General features: G+C 66.8%; 21 protein-coding genes and 1 riboswitch. Of the genes, 9 read left to right on the top strand and 12 right to left on the bottom strand.

Annotated features, from left to right (window positions below; translation table 11 throughout):
- Window positions 1-21: 21 nt before the first annotated feature.
- The 5 genes from ACFWPX_RS27725 to ACFWPX_RS27705 all read right to left on the bottom strand — a co-directional run bounded on the left by ACFWPX_RS27725 (window position 22) and on the right by ACFWPX_RS27705 (window position 2,207).
- The gene (locus ACFWPX_RS27725; RefSeq protein ID WP_378930392.1) at window positions 22-759 is read right to left on the bottom strand and encodes a DUF4184 family protein; all 738 of its coding nucleotides are present in this window, start codon (window positions 757-759) and stop codon (window positions 22-24) included.
- Between the two features lie 101 nt (window positions 760-860).
- Window positions 861-1,661 (bottom strand): aldose 1-epimerase, encoded by an 801-nt coding sequence (locus ACFWPX_RS27720; RefSeq protein WP_378930390.1) that lies wholly within the window; start codon window positions 1,659-1,661, stop codon window positions 861-863.
- Window positions 1,662-1,689: 28 nt separating this feature from the next.
- Complete coding sequence (locus tag ACFWPX_RS27715; protein WP_378917529.1) at window positions 1,690-1,845, bottom strand: hypothetical protein; 156 nt, start codon at window positions 1,843-1,845, stop codon at window positions 1,690-1,692.
- A gap of 60 nt (window positions 1,846-1,905) precedes the next feature.
- A complete protein-coding gene (locus ACFWPX_RS27710; protein WP_281258043.1) occupies window positions 1,906-2,037 on the bottom strand; it encodes a hypothetical protein in 132 nt (43 codons plus the stop codon).
- A gap of 29 nt (window positions 2,038-2,066) precedes the next feature.
- Window positions 2,067-2,207, bottom strand: coding sequence for a hypothetical protein (locus tag ACFWPX_RS27705; RefSeq protein ID WP_378908816.1), 141 nt, complete (start codon window positions 2,205-2,207; stop codon window positions 2,067-2,069).
- A gap of 273 nt (window positions 2,208-2,480) precedes the next feature.
- Between ACFWPX_RS27705 and ACFWPX_RS27700 the strand changes: the two genes are divergently transcribed.
- The 5 genes from ACFWPX_RS27700 (at window position 2,481) to ACFWPX_RS27680 (ending at window position 6,708) form a co-directional block, all read left to right on the top strand.
- Entirely contained in the window at window positions 2,481-3,683 is a 1,203-nt protein-coding gene (locus ACFWPX_RS27700; protein ID WP_378917531.1) for an argininosuccinate synthase, read from the top strand.
- Between the two features lie 105 nt (window positions 3,684-3,788).
- A complete protein-coding gene (argH, locus tag ACFWPX_RS27695) occupies window positions 3,789-5,207 on the top strand; it encodes an argininosuccinate lyase (RefSeq protein WP_378930388.1) in 1,419 nt (472 codons plus the stop codon).
- Window positions 5,208-5,316: 109 nt separating this feature from the next.
- The gene (locus ACFWPX_RS27690; protein ID WP_378930386.1) at window positions 5,317-5,850 is read left to right on the top strand and encodes a hypothetical protein; all 534 of its coding nucleotides are present in this window, start codon (window positions 5,317-5,319) and stop codon (window positions 5,848-5,850) included.
- A gap of 9 nt (window positions 5,851-5,859) precedes the next feature.
- Window positions 5,860-6,183: a DMT family transporter gene (locus tag ACFWPX_RS27685; RefSeq protein ID WP_378930385.1), complete on the top strand. Its 324-nt coding sequence runs from the start codon at window positions 5,860-5,862 to the stop codon at window positions 6,181-6,183.
- Between the two features lie 135 nt (window positions 6,184-6,318).
- A riboswitch (guanidine-III (ykkC-III) riboswitch) is annotated at window positions 6,319-6,383 on the top strand.
- A gap of 10 nt (window positions 6,384-6,393) precedes the next feature.
- The gene (locus ACFWPX_RS27680; RefSeq protein ID WP_378930383.1) at window positions 6,394-6,708 is read left to right on the top strand and encodes a DMT family transporter; all 315 of its coding nucleotides are present in this window, start codon (window positions 6,394-6,396) and stop codon (window positions 6,706-6,708) included.
- A 22-nt stretch (window positions 6,709-6,730) separates the two neighbouring features.
- Here ACFWPX_RS27680 and ilvA read toward each other — a convergent pair whose 3' ends face one another.
- Both ilvA and ACFWPX_RS27670 read right to left on the bottom strand, forming a co-directional pair.
- A complete protein-coding gene (ilvA, locus tag ACFWPX_RS27675) occupies window positions 6,731-7,954 on the bottom strand; it encodes a threonine ammonia-lyase (RefSeq protein WP_378930381.1) in 1,224 nt (407 codons plus the stop codon).
- Window positions 7,955-8,035: 81 nt separating this feature from the next.
- Window positions 8,036-9,214, bottom strand: a complete 1,179-nt coding sequence (locus ACFWPX_RS27670) for a serine hydrolase domain-containing protein (protein WP_378917540.1) — start codon at window positions 9,212-9,214, stop codon at window positions 8,036-8,038.
- A gap of 106 nt (window positions 9,215-9,320) precedes the next feature.
- Here ACFWPX_RS27670 and ACFWPX_RS27665 point away from each other — a divergent pair, with 106 nt between their 5' ends.
- From ACFWPX_RS27665 to ACFWPX_RS27655, 3 genes are all read left to right on the top strand, one after another.
- The gene (locus ACFWPX_RS27665; RefSeq protein ID WP_378917542.1) at window positions 9,321-10,043 is read left to right on the top strand and encodes a GntR family transcriptional regulator; all 723 of its coding nucleotides are present in this window, start codon (window positions 9,321-9,323) and stop codon (window positions 10,041-10,043) included.
- Window positions 10,044-10,127: 84 nt separating this feature from the next.
- A complete protein-coding gene (locus tag ACFWPX_RS27660; RefSeq protein ID WP_378930379.1) occupies window positions 10,128-11,615 on the top strand; it encodes an NCS1 family nucleobase:cation symporter-1 in 1,488 nt (495 codons plus the stop codon).
- Entirely contained in the window at window positions 11,615-12,343 is a 729-nt protein-coding gene (locus tag ACFWPX_RS27655; protein WP_378930377.1) for an aspartate/glutamate racemase family protein, read from the top strand. Before ACFWPX_RS27660 ends, ACFWPX_RS27655 begins: the two co-directional genes overlap by 1 nt.
- A 7-nt stretch (window positions 12,344-12,350) precedes the next feature.
- Here ACFWPX_RS27655 and ACFWPX_RS27650 read toward each other — a convergent pair whose 3' ends face one another.
- The 5 genes from ACFWPX_RS27650 to ACFWPX_RS27630 form a co-directional block, all read right to left on the bottom strand.
- A complete protein-coding gene (locus ACFWPX_RS27650; protein ID WP_378930375.1) occupies window positions 12,351-12,704 on the bottom strand; it encodes a hypothetical protein in 354 nt (117 codons plus the stop codon).
- Between the two features lie 190 nt (window positions 12,705-12,894).
- Window positions 12,895-13,455: an isopentenyl-diphosphate Delta-isomerase gene (gene idi, locus ACFWPX_RS27645; RefSeq protein ID WP_378930373.1), complete on the bottom strand. Its 561-nt coding sequence runs from the start codon at window positions 13,453-13,455 to the stop codon at window positions 12,895-12,897.
- The gene (locus ACFWPX_RS27640) at window positions 13,452-14,324 is read right to left on the bottom strand and encodes a geranyl diphosphate 2-C-methyltransferase (RefSeq protein ID WP_378917552.1); all 873 of its coding nucleotides are present in this window, start codon (window positions 14,322-14,324) and stop codon (window positions 13,452-13,454) included. The genes idi and ACFWPX_RS27640 overlap by 4 nt, the downstream gene beginning before the upstream one ends.
- Window positions 14,321-15,676 carry a family 2 encapsulin nanocompartment cargo protein terpene cyclase gene (locus ACFWPX_RS27635; RefSeq protein ID WP_378930371.1) on the bottom strand — a complete coding sequence of 452 codons (1,356 nt, stop codon included), beginning with the start codon at window positions 15,674-15,676 and terminating at the stop codon, window positions 14,321-14,323. The genes ACFWPX_RS27640 and ACFWPX_RS27635 overlap by 4 nt, the downstream gene beginning before the upstream one ends.
- Before the next feature lie 12 nt (window positions 15,677-15,688).
- Window positions 15,689-17,095, bottom strand: a complete 1,407-nt coding sequence (locus ACFWPX_RS27630; protein WP_378930368.1) for a family 2B encapsulin nanocompartment shell protein — start codon at window positions 17,093-17,095, stop codon at window positions 15,689-15,691.
- Window positions 17,096-17,623: 528 nt separating this feature from the next.
- On the opposite strand from ACFWPX_RS27630, the gene ACFWPX_RS27625 reads away from it, so the two are divergent.
- The coding region (locus ACFWPX_RS27625; RefSeq protein WP_378930365.1) for an AMP-binding protein at window positions 17,624-19,430 on the top strand (1,807 nt) is incomplete at its 3' end.

The following is a 19,430-nucleotide window of genomic DNA, read 5'->3' as shown; positions in this document are numbered from 1 at the left end:
CGGCGGCAGGCGGCGTCGCCCTCACCCTTCCGCAGCATCCGCTCGCCCTGATGCCCGTGCTCGACTCGCACCGATATGCCACAGCACGGCGTAGATCGCCCAGGCGCAAGCAGTCGCCTGGGCGGCACCGACGATCGTGTGGCGGACCAGGTCGTAGGTACTGACTCGAGTGACCGGATCATCGACAGCGAGCCCCGCGCCGATCGTGGCCGCCGCGAGGAGAACGGCGATGACGGCCCACCGCCGCCGCATCGAAGCGGCGGCGGTGCGGCGGGTGCGGCGCACCAAGAGATAGGCGAGAGCCGCCGTTCCGGCGAGAGAACAGACGTAACCGAGGACGTTGTAGGTCTTGTGTGGCTCGATGACCGTCGTCCGCAACATATCCCAGTGCTGGACAGCGAAACCTGTTGTCTGAGTGAAGGAATCCCAGAGTGCGTGTGTCGCGGCGCCCACGAGAACGGCAATGACGGTCAGCACCGCGCGGCGCCACGCCGGTCCGGAATCGGCCGGGACGGATAGCGATAAGGGCAGCAGCGCAGCGGCAGGGCCTTGGGAGAAGCGGAATGCCGACAGCATCACGAGACCGATCAGCAGGTCCCACGACAAGATCCCGATGACCGAGTGGGTCGCGGAGCCGGACAGCGGCACCGGCAGGTAGTAGACGACATCCGGGGCGACAGACCCGGCGACGAGGGCGGCAAGGGGAAGGTGCCGGGCAAAGGGCAGCACTGCGATCGGGTGGGCGAACGTGATCGGCACGCAGCCACCGTAATCGGTTGCGGTGCTGCGCTACTCAGCCCTCGAGCGCGGTGGCTGCTGGTCGTTGGGTCGCGATGGCGCAGATTCGGCCGGTCGAGCCGTCAGTTCTGTGACAGGCGCTGCCAGGTCCAGTCGACCTGGATGTCGAGTGGTGCGTCGGGGGTGACCAGCTGGGGTTCGGTGTTGAGGCCGTTGGGTGGGCCGGACTGGGCCTCTACGGACAGTGATTGCTCCGGCAGGGTCCAGATGACGACGTCGTGGACCGGGCTGGTGATGGTGAGTTCGAGGAACCCGGGCCAGGTGAGGCGGGCGAGGACGCCGTTGGGCATGCCGAAGCAGTCGTCCCACGGTGGCGGTGTCGGCGCGATCTTGCGGCCGGTGGGCAGGTAGTCGTCGCCGCGTTCGCGCTGCCATGCCGGGTCGAAATCGAGCCGCACCGGCCCGGTGGCGGGCGGGACCTCGCGCAGGAACCACGGATGCCAGCCGCCCTGGGCGGGGAAGGAGTCGTGGTCGGTGGCGATGCGCATGGCCAGGGTGAGGCCGGTGTCGGTGAGGGTGAACGTCTGGGTGACGGTGCCCGCGAACGGCCACGGCGCACCGAGGCGGTGACGGATCGTTGCCGCGTTCGGCGAAGCCGCGACCACGTCCCACACTCCGTCGCGCGCGGTGCCGTGGATGCTGTGCGGGGGATTGTTGATCGGCAACTGATACGTCCGGTCGCCGACGGTCAGTTCGCCGTTGCCGAGCCGACCGGCCCACGGCGCCATGACGAAACACCCGGTTCCCGGGTCCTGCCGGAGCAATTCGGTGCCGTCGACGGTGAGGCTGTGAATCGCCCCGCCGTCGCCCGGGGCGATCGTGAGACCCGCGGAGCCTGCGTCGAGCCGCACATCGTCGGTCATGATTCGCACACCAGCCGCGCGGCAACTCTCAGTTGAACGGGTACTGCCCGCCGCCCGCGCCGCCACCCTGGTTGTTCGGCGTGGCGATGTCGATGATGTTCTGGACCAGTTCGACGACGGCCCTGCCGACATCGAGAACACCGTTGCCGAGGGTCGAGAATTCCTGCGCGATGTAATGGAGCATTGTTCGTCCTCCCATGTGGCGAGCCGAATAGTGCGCTCCCAGCGTGCCACACGCGAGGTGTCAGGAGTTGAGGAAGTTCAGGATCAGCAGCGTCAGCGGAGCGGTGATCTCGAATCCTGTTTGCAAGACATACAGCCCGAGACCAGCGATGGCGTTGTAATTGTCGGAGAGGAACTGCAGGACTTCGTCCATGGTGTGCTCCTTGGATTCGAGGTCGGTGGTCAGGCGAAGAATCCCTGGAGCAGGGGAGTGCCGAGATCTATGACGGTCTTCGCGACCGTCAGGCCGAGGTTTCCGAGTCCGATGACGACCGTGCCGATCAGGTCGTAGTTGGCCTCGGCGAAATCACGTAGCGACTGCATGATGGCTCCTTCGGTCCCGACCCATGGCTATCGACTGTTTGCTGTGACCAGCGTCTCACAGCCGAGAGTACTCGCCAAGGGGTGTGGCAGTGTCTTCGCAGGTAATCGGCTATTTCGGCGTTGCGGGCACGAGGCTGTACCCCCCAGTTATGAATGAGATTGCATCATCATGCATAATCATTTGTAGCAACGGCGTGAGCCGAACCGGCGGCCGGAGCATCCATACTGCTCAGGGCAGCCCGTACGTACCAGACTTCGAGGAGCACAACAGACATGTCCGATCGCGTCGTACTCGCCTACTCCGGTGGGCTTGACACCTCCGTCGCCATCAGCTGGATCGCGAAGGAGACCGGTTCCGAGGTGGTGGCCGTGGCCATCGACCTGGGCCAGGGCGGCGAGGACATGAGCGCGATCCGACAGCGCGCACTGGACTGCGGCGCCGTGGAGGCCATCGTGGTCGACGCGCGCGACGAGTTCGCCGACGAGTACTGCCTGCCCACCATCCAGGCCAACGCCATGTACATGGGCCAGTACCCGCTCGTCTCGGCCATCAGCCGTCCGCTGATCGTCAAGCACCTGGTCGAGGCCGCCAAGTTCCACAACGCCACCACCGTCTCGCACGGCTGCACCGGCAAGGGCAACGACCAGGTCCGCTTCGAGGTCGGCATCGGCGCGCTCGCGCCCGACCTCGAGGTGATCGCCCCGGTCCGCGACTACGCCTGGACCCGCGAGAAGGCCATCGCCTTCGCCGAGCAGAACAGCCTGCCGATCAACGTCACCAAGAAGTCGCCGTTCTCCATCGACCAGAACGTGTGGGGCCGTGCGGTCGAGACCGGGTTCCTCGAGGACCTGTGGAACGCGCCGACCAAGGACGTCTACGACTACACCGCCGACCCGACGGTGAACTTCGAGGCGCCCGACGAGGTCATCATCACCTTCGAGAAGGGTGTGCCGGTCGCGATCGACGGCCGCCCGGTCTCCGTGCTGCAGGCCATCGAGGAGATGAACCAGCGCGCGGGTCGTCAGGGTGTCGGCCGTCTCGACATGGTCGAGGACCGGCTCGTCGGCATCAAGAGCCGCGAGATCTACGAAGCACCGGGCGCCATCGCGCTGATCACCGCGCACCAGGCCCTCGAAGCCGTCACCGTCGAGCGTGAACTGGCCCGCTACAAGCGCCAGGTCGAGCAGCGCTGGGGCGAGCTGGCCTACGACGGCCTGTGGTTCTCCCCGCTCAAGCGCGCGCTCGACGCCTTCGTTCAGGACACCCAGCAGACCGTCACCGGTGAGATCCGGATGGTGCTGCACGGTGGGTCCGCGGTCGTCAACGGCCGTCGTTCCGAGCAGTCGCTCTACGACTTCAACCTGGCCACCTACGACGAGGGTGACACCTTCGACCAGTCGCTGGCCAAGGGCTTCGTCCAGATCCACGGCCTCTCCTCGAAGGTCGCCGCCCGCCGCGACCTGAACCAGAAGTAAAACGCGGAGAATCACCCTCGTAGTCTCGATACCGGCCGGTCCCCACGGATCGGCCGGTGTCGTCATCATCCATGCCCGCCACCCCAACCGGAGGAGACATCGACTATGACCCACAGTGGAACCAACGAAGGTGCGCTCTGGGGTGGGCGATTCGCTTCCGGTCCGGCCGAGGCGATGGCGGCGTTGAGCAAGTCGACGCATTTCGACTGGGTGCTCGCGCCCTATGACATTCGCGCGTCCAAGGCGCATGCTCGCGTGCTGCACAAGGCCGGGCTGCTCGCCGACGATGATCTGCCCGCCATGCTGGCCGGTCTGGACGCGCTCGCCGCCGACGTCGCCTCTGGTGCCTACGGCCCTGCCGATTCCGACGAGGATGTGCACGGTGCGCTCGAGCGCGGCCTGATCGAGCGGGTCGGCACCGAGCTCGGTGGTCGGCTGCGGGCCGGTCGATCGCGCAACGACCAGGTGGCGACCCTGTTCCGGATGTGGCTGCGCGACGGTGTGCGTCGCGTCGCCGCCGGTGCGCTCGATGTGGTCGACGCCCTGGTCGCCCAGGCCGCCGCGTACCCCGACGCCGTGATGCCGGGCAAGACCCACCTGCAGGCCGCGCAGCCGGTACTCCTCTCGCACCACCTGCTCGCCCACGCGCATCCGCTGCTGCGCGATCTGGAACGCCTGCGCGACTTCGACAAGCGCGCCGCCGTCTCGCCGTACGGTTCGGGCGCGCTGGCCGGTTCCTCGCTGGGTCTGGACCCCGAGCAGATCGCCGCGGAGCTGAATTTCACTGCCTCCGCGGCGAATTCGATCGATGCCACCTCTTCGCGCGATTTCGCCGCCGAGGCGGCGTTCGTGCTGGCCATGATCGGTGTCGACCTGAGCCGGATGGCCGAAGAGGTCATCATCTGGAGCACACCGGAATTCGGCTACGTGACCCTGGCCGACGCCTGGTCCACCGGTTCCTCGATCATGCCGCAGAAGAAGAACCCCGACGTCTCGGAGCTCACCCGCGGCAAGGCGGGCCGCTTGATCGGTAACCTCACCGGCCTGCTCGCCACGCTGAAAGCCCAACCGCTGGCCTACAACCGGGATCTCCAGGAAGACAAAGAGCCCGTCTTCGACTCGGTCGCCCAGCTCGAACTGCTGCTGCCCGCCATCGCGGGTCTGGTCGCCACCCTGACCTTCCACACCGACCGCATGGCCGAACTCGCGCCCGCCGGTTTCACTCTCGCCACCGACATCGCGGAATGGATGGTGCGCCAAGGTGTTCCGTTCCGAGTCGCCCACGAGGCGGCCGGTGCCTGCGTGCGGGTCGCCGAGGCGCGCGGTGTCGGGCTCGACGAGCTGACCGACGAGGAGTTCGCCGCCGTCGACCCCGCGCTCACGGCCGGTGTGCGCGAGGTGCTCACGGTCCAGGGGTCGATCGCCTCGCGCAATGCGCGCGGTGGCACCGCCGGTGTGCGCGTGGCCGAGCAACTCGACGAGGTTCGCAAGACCGCCGACGACGCCCGCGCCTGGCTGCGCTGACCGCCCCGTAGCACCCGAGGGGGAGAGGCACCACTACCTCGGGTTGATGCGGACACGCGTGCGCTGCGACCAGCCTTGTCCCCGAATGGTTTCCGCCTCGGAGGACACGATGAGTCAACGCCTCGCACTGCCCGTACTCGCTCTGCTGACCGCGACTACCGCCTTCGGGGCGGGATTGGCGTGGATGACGCATATGCATCACCGCGCGTTGCAATACCTCGACCCCACCCGGATGACCGCGTTCGACGACGGTTATGAACTGCTCTCCGATTTCACGGTGATCCCGGTCGGGGTGCTCGGTGTGGTCCTGTCGGCCGTGCTGTTGTGGCTGCGTCCCCGTGGCGTGCCGATCTGGCTGATCCTGACCACGCTCGGACTGCAACTGTCGATCTTCATCACCCGCATCTGGCTGTGGGGTGCCTGGGCGGAGGAGGTCAGGGCCTCGGGCGCGGTGCGGGTCGCGGGCGGCGCGCTGCACCCGGCGTACGAGCGCTACCTGGACACCAACGGCATCCGCATCGCGATCATCGCCTGCTACGCGCTGCTCGCCCTGGCCATGACGATACTGGCGGCGCGTGCGGCAACCGGTCCGCGTTCGGAATCACCTGTCGCAGTCCGCGATTCCGCGCCGTCGCCGGGCTAGTCTGCGGCCATGACCCTGCTCTTCCTGGTATTGGCCATCGCCACCGAGGTGACCGCGACCGTGTCGCTGAAACTGTCCGAAGGCTTCACGAAGCTGGTTCCATCGATCGTCGTAGTAGTCGGCTACGGTGCGGCGTTCTTCTTCCTGTCCCAGGCATTGAAGCGGGGTATGACGATCGGCGTCGCGTACGGCATCTGGTCGGCCGTGGGCGTGGCCGCCATTGCGACGATCGGTGTGCTGTTCCTCGGTGAGCGGCTCACCCTCGTCCAGGTCGGCGGGATCGGGCTGGTGATTCTCGGGGTCCTGGCGCTGGAACTCGGTGGGGCACACTGACATCGGGGCCTAGAGCTCCGCGTGCACGCGAAATCCCGCCTCCATCGCCTCGCGCAACGCACGTGGTGGTGACCGGCAGGTGGTGACTTCACCCACGACCTGCTTGCCAAGTGGTTGCCGGTGTGACAGCTTGGCAGTGAGCCCGGACAGGGCTCCCGGACGAGGGTAGCCGTACCCGGAGTGCGACAAGACGGCCACAGGAGGCTCGTCATGTCATGGATTCTGCTCGTCATCTCCGGTGTGCTGGAAGCGGTGTGGGCCACCGCGCTCGGCCGGACCGAAGGGTTCACCCGACTCGTTCCGACCGTCGTGTTCGGCGTAGCCCTGGCAGCCAGCATGACCGGACTCGCGCTGGCCATGCGCGATCTCCCCATCGGCACCGCGTATGCGGTCTGGGTGGGCATCGGTGCCGTCCTGACCGTCGTCTATGCCATGGTCACCGGCGCGGAAGCTTTCTCGGTGGTGAAGGCCGTGTTCCTGGTGATGATCGTTGCCGGTGTGGTCGGGCTGAAAATGGCGCACTGAACTCGGTGGGGTGCACGGGGTTCTAGAGCTCGGCGTGTACGCGGAAACCCGAGTCACGCAGTGCGTCCAGGACGTCGTCGCGGTGCGCGGAGCCGCGGGTTTCCACGGTGAGCGACACCTCGACCTCGTCGACGGCCAACCACGGCCCCGTCCGCGAGTGCACGACGTCCACGACGCTCGCGCCCGCGCGCCCGACCACGGCGAGCAATGCGGACAGGGCGCCCGGTCGGTCATCGATCGTGACATGCATGGCCAGGTAGCGGCCCGCGGCGCTGAGACCGTGGCCGATCACGCGAGTGAGCAACAGCGGGTCGATATTTCCGCCCGACAAGATGGTCACCACCGGGCCCGGCAGATCCGCGAGAGCGGAGGTGAGCAAGGCGGCGACGCCCGCCGCACCCGCGGGTTCGACGACGAGTTTGGCCCGTTCGAGGCAGAGCAACAGTGCTCTCGACAGAGCGTCCTCGTCGACGGTGATGATCTCGGACACCAGCTCGGCGACGTGGGCGAAAGGCACCGCGCCGGGTAGCCCGACCGCGATACCGTCGGCCATTGTCGACATCCGCGGCACCCGGACCGGCCTGCCCGCCACCAGCGAATCCGGCCACGCCGCTGCCTCGGCCGCCTGCACACCGATCACCCGGACATTGGGCGCCAGCGCGTGCAATGCCACCGCGACACCCGCGAGCAGCCCGCCACCACCGGTCGGCACGACAACCGTGCCCACCTCGGGAACCTGCTCGAGGATTTCCAGCGCGACCGTCGCCTGACCGGCGACGATATCGGGATGGTCGAAGGGATGGATCAGGGTCGCGCCGGTCCGATCGGCGAATTCCTGTGCGGCGACCAAGGATTCGTCGATCGTGTCACCCACCAGATGCACGTCGGCGCCGTAGGCGCGGGTAGCGACCAGCTTCGGTAGCGATGCCCCGACCGGCATGAACACCGTCGAAGCGATCCCGAGTTCGCTCGCCGCCCACGCCACTCCTTGCGCATGATTGCCCGCGCTGGCCGCCACCACACCCCGCGCCCGATCCGCCGCGGGCAGATTCGCGATCCGGTTATAGGCCCCGCGCGGCTTGAACGACCCGGTCCGCTGCAAGTTCTCGCATTTGAGCAGCACCTGCGTGCCCGCCCGGTCCGACAACACCCGCGACCCCACGATCGGCGTCCGTCGGATCACCGGCGCCAGCAGCCGCGCAGCTTCCTCGATCCGCTCCAGTCCCACGGTCTCCATCGGCCACATAGTGCCAGGTTCGGCATCGCGCGTCGGGTATCCAGGTGTTGCGTCCATATTGTGCAGCGATCGACCGCCCCAGCCAGTGGCTCAGGGGAGTTGCGTCGACTTCGCGATGTTGTGGGCGATGGTGCCGAGGCGGGTGAGGCGGGCGTCGCCGAGCGGGGTGAGTTTGCCGCCGAGGCGATTGGTGACGAAGGCGAGCGAGAGGCCGGTTTCAGGATCGGCGAAGGCGCCGGAGCCGCCGAGCCCGAAATGGCCGAAGGCGGAGATCGGGTCGGCCTTGGAGGGTTTCATCGGGACGCCGTGGAAGCCCATGGCCCAGGGGATGCGGAAGGCCAGGACGTAGTCGGGGGTGAAGACCTGGCGGGTGGCGAACCGGGGGATCGAGTCGGGAGAGAGGATGCGGGTGCCGTCGAGTTCACCGCCGTTGGCCAGGGCGGCGTACACGCGGGCGAGCGCGCGGGCAGAGAAGACGCCGTTCACGCCGGGCATTACCGAATCGTGAACGCGCTCATCGACGATGAGGTCGGCGAAACCGCGCGGGGTGGTCTCCGCGGCGGCGGCGAAGCGGGTCCGGGTGAGCAGATCGGAGCCGGTATCCCAATCCATGCCCGCGGCGCGCAGCCGCGGGAAGGTGGTGGCGATGCGGTGGCGCTGATCGTGCGGCACCCGAAACCAGAGTTCTTCGGCGTCGAGAGGTTCGGCGAGTTCGGTGCGCACCACATCGACGAACTCGCGGCCGGTGACCCGCGCGACGATCTCGGCGGCCAAGTGCCCGTAACTGATTCCGTGATAGCCGCTGGTGATTCGATGTCGCGGGTCGGGAGTGGCGGCGGCCAGAGCTGCGGTGACGGCATCGTCATCGAGGAAACTCTCGACCGGGCCGGGCAGCAGACCGCGCAGCCGGTGCAGGCCCGCGCGGTGGGTGAGTACATCGCGCACGGTGATACCGGCCTTGCCCGCCGCGGCGAACTCCGGCCAGTACTCGGCGACGGGGCTGTCGTAGTCGAGCTGTCCACGGTCGGCCAGTTGGTGAATCACCGTGGAGGCCACGCCTTTTCCGGTGGAGAAACCCAAGGCCACCGAATCGGCCGTCCACGGCACACCCGGACTCGCGTAGCCCGCCCACACGTCCACCACCGGCTCGCCGTGCAGATACACGCACAGCGCGCCACCACCGTGCGAGGGCTTGCGGAACAGCTGGTCGAAGACGGTGACCAAGCGGACGAAACGGCGATCCACCGACTGCGCTGTCGAAACTCCCATTCTCCGAGCATGCCATCACGCACTAGGGACCGGTCGGTACGGTGATCGTTTCCCAACTGTCACATCGAACAGTCCGCGCGCAATACACGGTCCATAGCATGTTCGCATGCCCCCGAGACGACGATCGGCGCTGCTCGCAAGGCTTGTGGTCGATGAGCCAGGCCGACCGCAGGTGATTCTCGGCGAACTGCGCCGGGTGATCCTCGACGGTGCCGTACCGCCGTGCACCGTGATCCCGCTGCGTGAAGTCGCCGAACTGTTCGGGGTGAGTCACATCCCGGTCCGCGAGGCCCTCAAGACGCTGATCGGGGAGGGGCTGGTCACCCACCGCCCGCAGCGCGGCTACCAGGTGGCCCAGCTCACCGCCCGTGAACTGCGCGAAATGTACATCGTGCGTGACACTTTGGAGACGGCGTCGCTCGCCGCGGCCGCGATGCACGCCGATGAGCCCGAACGCGCGCACCTGCTCGCGGTGAACGAGCTACTCGAACGCGCCATCCTCGACGACGATCCCGAGGCATACCAGCGACAGTCGCGCAGCTTCCATGTGGCGCTCACGCGGCCGTCGCGGATGTTCCGGCTGCTGCACATGCTCGAAGCCGCGTGGAATGTCACCGAGCCGGTGCAGTCGATGGTCCACATCGACCGGCTCGACCGCGAGCGCCTGCACATCGACCACATCGCCATGCTCGACGCGTTCCTCGCACGCGATATCGACCGCCTGCTCGTGGTCGCCGAGGAACACCACCGCAGGCTGGAAACGGTGGTCGCCACCCTGCCGACCGATACCGGACTGCTCGCGCCGGAAGATATATCTTCGGTGCAATAGGCGTGAAATTCCCGAGAAACCGCAGGGCAACCGCTGATACTTACCGTCAGTTCAGCAGATGTACCTTTTCGGACGGGAACGATCATGACCGACACCATTACGTCCTCGGCGGTTCCCGCCGGTGAACCACCCACCTATGATCCACGGCTGACGAACGAGGACCTGGCACCGCTGCGCAAGCAGAGCTGGGGCACCTACAATATCTTCGCGTTCTGGATGTCGGACGTGCACAGCGTCGGCGGATATGTCACGGCGGGAAGCCTTTTCGCGCTCGGTCTGGCGAGTTGGCAGGTGCTCGCCGCGCTGCTCATCGGCATTACCATCGTGTACTTCTTCTGCAATCTGGTGGCAAAACCGAGTCAGATGACCGGTGTGCCCTATCCGGTGATCTGCCGCAGTGCGTTCGGCGTGCTCGGGGCGAATATTCCCGCGATCATCCGCGGGTTGATCGCGGTGGCCTGGTACGGAATTCAGACGTTCCTCGCGTCAGCGGCGCTGGATGTCGTTCTGGTGAAACTGTTTCCGGGATTGGCGCCTTACGCCGTCACCGCTGACTACGGGTTCCTCGGACTGTCGGCGCTCGGTTGGGGCAGCTTCCTGCTGCTGTGGGTGCTGCAAGCTTGCGTGTTCTGGCGCGGCATGGAATCGATCCGCAAGTTCATCGACTTCTGCGGCCCCGCTGTGTATGTCGTCATGTTCCTGCTCTGCGGTTACCTCATCGCGAAGGCCGGCTGGAGTGCCATCGACCTGAACCTCGGCGATGTGAAATACACCGGCTGGGCGTCGGTGCCGGTCATGCTCGGCGCGATCGCGCTCGTCGTGTCGTATTTCTCGGGGCCGATGCTCAACTTCGGCGACTTCTCCCGATACGGCAAGAGTTTCGCCGCGGTGAGACGCGGAAACCTCCTCGGGCTCCCGGTGAATTTTCTGGTCTTCTCGGTGCTGGTCGTGGTCACCGCCTCGCTGACATTGCCGGTGTACGGCGAGCTGATCACCGATCCGGTCGCCACCGTCGCCAAGATCGACTCCACTTTCGCGATCGTGCTCGGTGCGCTCACCTTCACCATCGCCACCATCGGTATCAATATCGTCGCCAATTTCATCTCACCGGCTTTCGATTTCTCGAATGTGAGTCCGCAGCGGATCAGCTGGCGGGCGGGCGGCATGATCGCGGCGGTCGGCTCGGTGCTGATCACGCCCTGGAATCTGTACAACAATCCCGACGTGATCCATTACACCCTCGAGGTGCTCGGCGCCTTCATCGGTCCGCTGTTCGGGGTGCTGATCTGTGATTACTACCTGGTGCGCAAGCAGAAGGTGGTCGTCGACGATCTGTTCACGATGTCGGAGCAGGGGACCTACTACTACACGAAGGGCTACCACCCGGCCGCGGTCATCGCGACCGCCGTCGCCGCCGTGGTCGCGGTGTTCCCGGTGCTGGCCAACAGCCTGCCCGGCATGCACACCGCCGCCCAGTACAGCTGGTTCATCGGCTGCGGCATCGGCTTCGCTGTCTACTATCTGCTGACCGGTGCCGAGCGCACGGCCGCTGCCGAGGAGGTCGGTGTCTGATGCGCATCCGGGTCGTCAACCCGAACACCACGCGGGCGATGACCGACACGATCGAGCAGTGTGCGCTGGCCGTCGCGGGCCGGGGCACACTGCTCGACGCGGTCACCTCCGAGATCGGGCCCGCCTCGATCGAGAGCCACTACGACGAGGCGATGAGCGTGCCCGGCCTGCTCGCCGCGATCCGGCAGGGCGAGGCCGACGGCGTGGACGGGTATGTCATCGCCTGCTTCGGTGATCCGGGATTGGACGCGGCACGGGAACTGGCGGCGGGGCCGGTGATCGGGATCGCCGAGGCGGCCATGCACACCGCGAGTCATCTCGGTCGCGGATTCAGTGTCGTCACGACGCTCGGACGCACCATCGGGCGCGCGGCGGATCTGGCGGAACGCTATGGGATGCAACGGTTCTGCCGGGGGATCCACGCGTGTGAGATACCGGTACTCGCGCTCGAGACCGACCCGGACGCGCGCAAGATCGTCACCGAGGCGTGCCGGGCGGCCGTCGCGCAGGACGAGTCCGACGCTGTGGTGCTCGGGTGCGCGGGAATGGCGGATCTGTGCGCGCACATTCGGGCCGAGATCGGGGTGCCGGTGATCGACGGTGTCGCGGCGGCGACGTTGACCGTGCAGTCGCTGCTGACGATGGGGCTGCGCAAGTCGGGTAGGGGAGAGTTCGCGACACCGCCGCCGAAGACCTATACGGGTCTGCTGGAACCCTTCGGCTCGTGAATGCTGGTCAGACGCCGGCGGTCTGGGCGCTCAGCGCGTTCAGCACCGCCTCGAGATCGTCGACGTCGACGACCAGGCGGGTGAAGTCGGGACCGTCCAGGTCGATCCGCACCGCGCTGCCGCCGAAAGTGGTGTCCCAGAACTCTTTGCGGCCCTTGCCGCGGTAGACGCCCGCCGCGATCACGCCGGGGATGAAGGTGCCGGGAGCGCGGACCCACGGGGGCCGCAGGTCCACTTCCGCGGTGGCGATCTCGGTGATCGCGGCGCGGTCGATCACGACCTGCTGGCGCAGGGCGAGTAGGCGGTGCCCACCGAGCACATTGACCGTCACCGTGTCGTCGTTGATCTCGACCTCGACCATCACATACCTCACTCGCCGTCGTGCGGACCGTTCGAAGTCCAGCTTCGCCGGGTGGCCTGTTCGCGGACTGTGGTGAGCCTGTGATTTCGCCAAGGAACAACAAACATCGACAGATATAGATATGCGCATCTATCCAATGGATGGCCATGGGAAAGCCCAAATGAAAAGAGATCGCAAAGGACGGTCCCGGTCAGAGCCGGTGGGCCTGTTCGGCGATCTCGAGCACCTGGGCCAGCCACGGTGTGAACTTGCCGGGGTTCTCCGCCATATCGGCACGCACGGCCTGCGGAGGGAGCCACGCCCAGTGGGCGATCTCCGCCGGGTCCGGCCGCGGGGGCAGATCGCCGACGACACCGATCAGGACGTGGTCGTATTCGTGTTCGATGCGCCCGGTCGTCTCGTCGCCGGCACGGTAGGTGAACACACCGACCTCGGTGAGCTCGGCCGCCATCCCGAACTCCTCGCGCAACCGGATCGCGGCGGCCTCGGTAACCGCCTGACCGGGCGCCGGATGCCCACAGCAGGTGTTGGCCCACTGCCGCGGGAACCTGGTTTTCACCGCGGCGCGCTGCTGGAGCAGAACCTGCCCGTGCCGGTCGAACAGCAGCACGGAGAAGGCGCGGTGGAGCGTGCCCGGTGGCCGATGAGCATCGGCCACCGAGCACGCTCCGATCGCTACACCTGATTCGTCGACCAACTCGACAGGCATGGCTTCACGGTCGGTCGACGGGTCGGCGAGCTGTTCGGTCACCTGGCCACCTTATCGGCGACGATCATCAGGTACTGGAAGCTCCCCTCGCGGTAGGCGGTGAGAAAGGGCTGCTCGACGCCGGTGGCGAGCTCGGAATGGGTGCGCAACTCCCAGTACGGGATGGTGTCGGGGGTGAGGTCGACGACCGTGGTGGGGACAAGGCCGCTGTCGGACATGGCACGGAAGTACTCGCTGCGCGGGTGGATCATGCAGCCGTAGTGTGCGTCGATCCAGCTGACCGACGCCGACCGGCCGCCGGTGACATCGTTGGAGCAGCCGGTGATGCACACGTACCGGCCGCCCGGTTCGAGTACGCGGGCGAATTCGTCGAAGAGATCGAAAAGGTCGACGTACATGGTGGTTTCGTTGGTCCAGATGGCGCGGGCCGACTCGTCGGCGAAGCCGGTGTCGAGCATATTGCGGAAGTGGAACCCGACCCGCTCGGTCACCCCGCGAGTTTTGGCCTGATCGTTGGCGAAGCCGACCTGGTACTCGGAGATGCTCACGCCGTCGACGTGGCAGCCGAACCGGTCGGCGGCCATGAAGCTGGTGCCGCCGCGCCCGGATCCTCCGTCGATCAGGCGGTCGTCGGGGGTGATGCCGCCGAGGTTGTCGAGCAGGTAGTCGGCCTGGGCGGTCTCGAGGCGGTGCAGTTCGCGCACGATCCGTTCCTGGCGGGTCTGTTCAGGGCCCTCGATCACCGACCAGTCGGGTTCGCCGATGCCGTAGTGGTGGTGGTAGAGGCCGTCGACTTTGCCCAGTTCGGTGTTGACCCGGTCGTCGTTGGGATTGTTGTTCCAGTACGCCGCGACCGAACGCTGGTAGGTGGTGCGCAGGACCGTGCGGTCTGGGGTGTTGACGATGGTCATCTGTCGTCCTCTCCTGGTGCGGTGTCGTGGTAGCGGCGGCTGCCCGCGTGCCAGGCGCGGTTGCCACCCATCCAGGCCCATAGGCCGGCCAGGAAGCGGCGCAGCTGGGGTGAGCCCGAGGCGGCGATCGGGGCCGCCTCCCGTTCGAAGCGGTGCATCAATTCGTCATGGATCTGGGCTGTTCGCTGTACGGCCTCGGCCCGGCTGCAGCCCTCCTCGGCGGCCAGGACCGTCGGCAGGTTGAATTCCCTGCCACCCGAAAGGTCCTCGCGCGCCATCGAATACAGGTCGTTCACCATCTGTGCGGCCAGTGCGGCGGTGGTGACCACCCGTCGGACCGCGGGGTCGGCGTAGTCGGCGGCGCTGAGTTCGTAGCCGCCGACCGCGTCGATGGGTGCCATGCACGGCAGGAAACTGTGTGGCTGCCGATTGGTCAGGTACTCCCAGACCGGTGGCATCCGGTTCGCCGTGCGCCAGCCCGCCTCGGCTCCGAGTGCGATGAACCATCCCGCGATCTCGGTGCGTAGCCGGGCGAGCTGAGCCGGGCTGGCGTACCCCGCCAGGTGTGCGAACGAGGTGCGGAACGCGCGCAGGATCGGGTCGGCCTGCATGGCCTGTTCGAGCCTGGGTGCGTAGCGGGCGGGTAGATGGGCTGGATCCATCGCGGCGGCTGCCAATTCGAGCCGTGGCCCGAGTTCGGCGGCTGCGCTGGACGGGGTGCCGTCGGGTGCGGTGTCGCCAGGGGCGTCCTCCTCGCAGTAGTAGTCGTCGACCGACCATTCCGCCACCGCGCAGCGCGCGGCGCCGAGCAGCAGGTCGGGATCGTCGCAATCGGGATGGGCGAGCATGATCAGCCGTCCGAAATCGGCCTTGCCGAGCTCGTCGAGGCGCCCTTCGTAGAGGCCGATCTCGGCAGCCCAGGCGAGCAGACCCGCGTTGACGGCCTCGGCCAATGCCGGGTCGTCACGTTCGGGAGGTGGGCAGTAGAGCGTCGGAATAGCCTGTGGGCCAGCCGAACTCGCCGATCCGGCAGGGGAGGGCTGTGTCGGGAACAATCGCAGGCCGGAAGTACCGAGCCCGGTCGGGCCGAGTAAACGACGTGGCGTGATGGTGCCGGCCCGGTTCGGCGTGTGGGTGGCCGCTTCGGGTGCCGAGAGTGAAGCCCGTTGTGTGAGAGGTGATTTCGGGACGCTGGGTCGGGGTATCGACAGCAGCGACGAAGGTCGCTGCGGGAGTGGCGCGGCGCCGGCGAACAGGTCGGCCGGGGCGGTGGCGCCGTGTAACAGGGCCGCCACCGCGACCGCCAGATCGCCGGCTGCGATCGGGGCACCGGCCCTGGTGAGGATGGACACGGTCCGCGCCGATCAGTCGGCTCGGCGCGCGACGAGCACGTCGTCCAGTACGCCGAGCGCGTCGGGAACGAGGACCGCGGCGGAGTAGTAGCAGCTCACCAGGTACGACATGATCGACTGGTCGTCGATCTGCTTGAACCGGACGTTGAGGCTCGGCTCGTATTCGTCGGGAATGCCCGTCTGATGCAGGCCGACGACACCCTGATCCTTCTCACCGATACGCATCGCCATGATCGATGTGGTCTGGGTGTTGCTGACCGGAATCTTGCCGCACGGCAGCAAGGGCACCCCGCGCCAGGCGGGCACCCGGTGGCCCTGGTACTCCACGGGATCGGGATACAGGCCGCGGCGCGTACATTCGCGACCGAACGCGGCGATCGCTTTCGGGTGTGCGAGAAGGAATTTGGTGCCGCGCCGCATGCTGAGCAGCTCGTCCATGTCGTCGGGGGTCGGCGCTCCGGATTCGGTGGTGATGCGCTGTTTGAGATCGCAGTTGTGCAGCAGACCGAACTCGGGGTTGTTCACCAGGTCGTATTCGCGTCGTTCGTAGAGTGCTTCGACGGTGAGTCGCAGCTGCTGGTCGACCTGGTTCATCGGATCGTTGAACAGGTCGGCGACGCGGGTGTGGATCCGCAGCACGCTCTGGGCCAGGCTCAGTTCGTATTCGCGGGGGCTGGCGTCGTAGTCGACGAAGGTGCCCTCGAGCAGGGGTTCGCCGGAGTGGCCGGAGGAGATCTCGATATCGGCTTCGCCCTTGGAGTTCTTGATACGGCTCGACCGCTGGGCCGCTTCGGTACGGATCTGATCCAGCTCCGGATTGAGCTCGACGAACTGCTCGAATTGTTGTCTCGGCAGGCAGAGAATGGTGGTTTTGGTCACCGTCTTCACCGTGTCCGGCCAGATCGCCGAGGGATCGGTGAGCATTTCCTCGCCGTAGTAGTCGCCGCCGGAAAGCATGCCGAGTTTGGTCGACTCGCCGTATTCACCGGAGCCGATCCGGGCGAGTTTCCCGTGCACGACCAGGATCACCTGATCCATCGGGTTGCCGAATTCGGCGACGACTGTTCCCGGATCGAGGTCGTACTGCACGAAGTTCTCCGCGAGCGGCCGCAGGAGCTCGTCGTCGTCGATATCGCGCAGCGGCGGGAGCTCGCGCAATTCCTGGGGAATCACCCTGGCCCGGGATCCGTCGACGACGAATTCGACTTCCCCGTTGCCGACGGTATGGGTGAGCCTGCGGTTGACCCGGTAGATACCGCCCGCGACCTGCACCCATGGCAGTGCGCGTGACAACCAGCGCGAGCTGATGCCCTGCATCTGCGGTTCGGACTTGGTGGTATGTGTCAGCTTTTGCGCGGCGGTGGTACTCAGGCTCTTGCGCACGGAATTGTCTGTGGGCAACGGCATTTCGATGGTCATGGCATTTGTCCTCACCTCGGGACGGAAATCGGCACGGCCGATCGGCCTGTGCGGCGCGACAGTGCGCGACAGGCTTGGGGGGTGGGTAACAGTGCGAAGCGAATGGTCCTGCGCGAAATAGATGGTCCAGCGCGGAGAAGGTCTTGCATGTGAAACGGTGTTGCACGAAACCTGATGTGTGTCAGTACGTTCCGGACGTCAACGATGTTAGGTGGTCGATGTGGCCGCGCGGAGGGAATTCGGAAAAACATGGTGATGACCGGGAGATCCGTTGTGCGGGAGGCGATTGCGGACACGGGGATGTCCGGGGATGGCCCACCGATCGGCATCGCGACCGGACAGCGGTCGTTATCGTCGAATGATGCTCATGGGCTGTTCGCTTCTTCCCGGCGCGATGTGACCCGAATCGCCGCAACATGCGGCCTGTCACAGGCGACACATAATGGAGGTCCGGTGTGGTTAGCTCATATGAGCACATCGGGGTGTGTGAGGTGTGTCACTTTAAGCAGGTAGGACCAGGTGGGAACGGTGGATATCAGTCCAAAAGGTGTGGTCGGTTCGGTGCAGCGGTTGCTGGCTACCGCGCAGAACGGGCTGGAGGTGATCCGCTTCGGCGGGTTGTCACACGATGTCGAGTCCTCGCCCTTCGAGGTCGTCGAGCGCAGGCGCATGTATCGGCTGCGGCACTACTTCCCCGACGATACGACGCCCGGCCGTCCGGTGGCGCTGCTCGTGCCGCCGTTGATGGTGAACGCCGACATCTGGGACGTCAACGCGGCAGGCGGCGCGGTCGGCATCCTGCACGCCAGCGGAATCGACTGCTGGGTCATCGATTTCGGCTCGCCCGCCACCGAGGAGGGCGGCTGGGAACGCGACCTGGCCGACCACGTGCTGGCGGTGAACTCCGCCATCGACACCGTCTGTGAGGCCACCGGCGCGCAGCTGCACTTGATGGGGTACTCCCAGGGCGGCATGTTCGCCTATCAGACCACCGCCTACCGCTACGGCAAGGGCGTTGCCTCCATCGTCACCTTCGGCAGCCCCGTCGACATCGTCGCCGGTATGCCGTTCGGGCTGCCCTACGGCGTCGTCTCCGAGGTCGCCGACTTCCTGGCCGACCATGTGATGCACCGGCTGCCGATCACCGAATCGATGGTGCGTATCGGCTTCCAGATGCTCGACCCGGTGAAGACCGCCAAGTCGCGAATCGACTTCCTGCTGCAACTGCACGACCGGGAAGCGTTGCTGCCCAAGGAACGTCAGCGGCGCTTCCTCAACAGCGATGGCTGGGTGGGGTATTCGGGCCCGGCGGTGGCGGATCTGCTCAAGCAGTTCGTCGCTCACAACCGGATGATGCTCGGCGGCTTCGTGATTCGCGACCATCCGGTGTCGCTCGCCGAGCTGAAGTGCCCGATCCTGGCGTTCGTCGGCGAGGTCGACGATATCGGTCAGCCCGCCGCGGTGCGTGGCATCGTGCGCGCCGCGCCCAATGCCGAGGTGTACGAAGCCAGTTTGGTGGCAGGCCATTTCGGGCTCGTCGCCGGTTCGACCGCCACCAACCACACCTGGCCGATGGTGTGCGACTGGATCGCGTGGATGGACGGCAACGGCACCCTGCCCGAGCAGATCGTGCCCATGCAGGAACACGTCGCGAGCAACGCGCCGCGCACCGCCGCCACCCGGATGGTGCACACCGCCGCCGGTCTGGCCGAGGCGGGCGCGGGCGTCGGCAAGGCACTGGAAGGTATCGCGGGCAACACGATTCGCGGCTCGCTCGAAATGGCGGGGGAGGCCGCGCGGGCGCTGCCCCGGCTGACCCGGCTCGGGATGATCCAGCCGCACACCCGCATCTCGCTCGGCAAGTTGCTCACCGAGCACGCGGGCCGTGCGCCGCAGAAGGACCTGGTGCTCTTCGACGACCGGGTGCACACCAACGCCGCCGTCGAGGAGCGCGTCGACAATGTGGTGCGCGGCCTGATCTCCGTCGGTATCCGGCCCGCCATGCGCGTGGGCATCATGATGGAGACGCGTCCGAGCGCGCTGGCCTCGGTCGCCGCGCTCTCGCGCATCGGTGCCGTCGCGGTGCTGCTCGCACCGGGCGCCGAACTCGACCGGGCCATCGAGCTGACCGGCGTGCAGACGCTGATCACCGACCCGGAGAACCTGCGCACCGCCGCCGCGACCGCCGCCAGGGTGCTCGTGCTCGGCGGTGGCGACAGTCGTGGGCGCGCGGGGGGCCCCCCCGACCCGGGGATAGAGCGCGAGCACGACGCCCCCGCGACGGGCGGGGGGCGCGCCCGGGGCCCGGCGCACCCCCCGCGGGGGCGGGGACAGA

It is taken from the genome of Nocardia sp. NPDC058518, assembly GCF_042719655.1.
GTDB lineage: Bacteria > Actinomycetota > Actinomycetes > Mycobacteriales > Mycobacteriaceae > Nocardia.
The sequence above is the reverse complement of the archived record's forward strand: the minus strand, read 5'-3'. Positions and strand labels throughout refer to the sequence as shown.

Bases quoted from the DNA above. Each gene is read 5' to 3' on its own strand.
- ACFWPX_RS27655 (WP_378930377.1), top strand. From the start codon at position 11,615: ATGCGCATCCGGGTCGTCAACCCGAACACCACGCGGGCGATGACCGAC.
- ACFWPX_RS27630 (WP_378930368.1), bottom strand. From the start codon at position 17,095: ATGACCATCGAAATGCCGTTGCCCACAGACAATTCCGTGCGCAAGAGC.
- ACFWPX_RS27685 (WP_378930385.1), top strand. From the start codon at position 5,860: ATGACCCTGCTCTTCCTGGTATTGGCCATCGCCACCGAGGTGACCGCG.
- ACFWPX_RS27715 (WP_378917529.1), bottom strand. From the start codon at position 1,845: ATGCTCCATTACATCGCGCAGGAATTCTCGACCCTCGGCAACGGTGTT.
- ACFWPX_RS27640 (WP_378917552.1), bottom strand. From the start codon at position 14,324: ATGACCATCGTCAACACCCCAGACCGCACGGTCCTGCGCACCACCTAC.
- ACFWPX_RS27690 (WP_378930386.1), top strand. From the start codon at position 5,317: ATGAGTCAACGCCTCGCACTGCCCGTACTCGCTCTGCTGACCGCGACT.
- ACFWPX_RS27665 (WP_378917542.1), top strand. From the start codon at position 9,321: ATGCCCCCGAGACGACGATCGGCGCTGCTCGCAAGGCTTGTGGTCGAT.
- ACFWPX_RS27670 (WP_378917540.1), bottom strand. From the start codon at position 9,214: ATGGGAGTTTCGACAGCGCAGTCGGTGGATCGCCGTTTCGTCCGCTTG.
- ACFWPX_RS27680 (WP_378930383.1), top strand. From the start codon at position 6,394: ATGTCATGGATTCTGCTCGTCATCTCCGGTGTGCTGGAAGCGGTGTGG.
- ACFWPX_RS27705 (WP_378908816.1), bottom strand. From the start codon at position 2,207: ATGCAGTCGCTACGTGATTTCGCCGAGGCCAACTACGACCTGATCGGC.
- ACFWPX_RS27660 (WP_378930379.1), top strand. From the start codon at position 10,128: ATGACCGACACCATTACGTCCTCGGCGGTTCCCGCCGGTGAACCACCC.
- ACFWPX_RS27700 (WP_378917531.1), top strand. From the start codon at position 2,481: ATGTCCGATCGCGTCGTACTCGCCTACTCCGGTGGGCTTGACACCTCC.
- ACFWPX_RS27710 (WP_281258043.1), bottom strand. From the start codon at position 2,037: ATGGACGAAGTCCTGCAGTTCCTCTCCGACAATTACAACGCCATCGCT.
- argH (WP_378930388.1), top strand. From the start codon at position 3,789: ATGACCCACAGTGGAACCAACGAAGGTGCGCTCTGGGGTGGGCGATTC.
- ilvA (WP_378930381.1), bottom strand. From the start codon at position 7,954: ATGTGGCCGATGGAGACCGTGGGACTGGAGCGGATCGAGGAAGCTGCG.
- ACFWPX_RS27720 (WP_378930390.1), bottom strand. From the start codon at position 1,661: ATGACCGACGATGTGCGGCTCGACGCAGGCTCCGCGGGTCTCACGATC.
- ACFWPX_RS27650 (WP_378930375.1), bottom strand. From the start codon at position 12,704: ATGGTCGAGGTCGAGATCAACGACGACACGGTGACGGTCAATGTGCTC.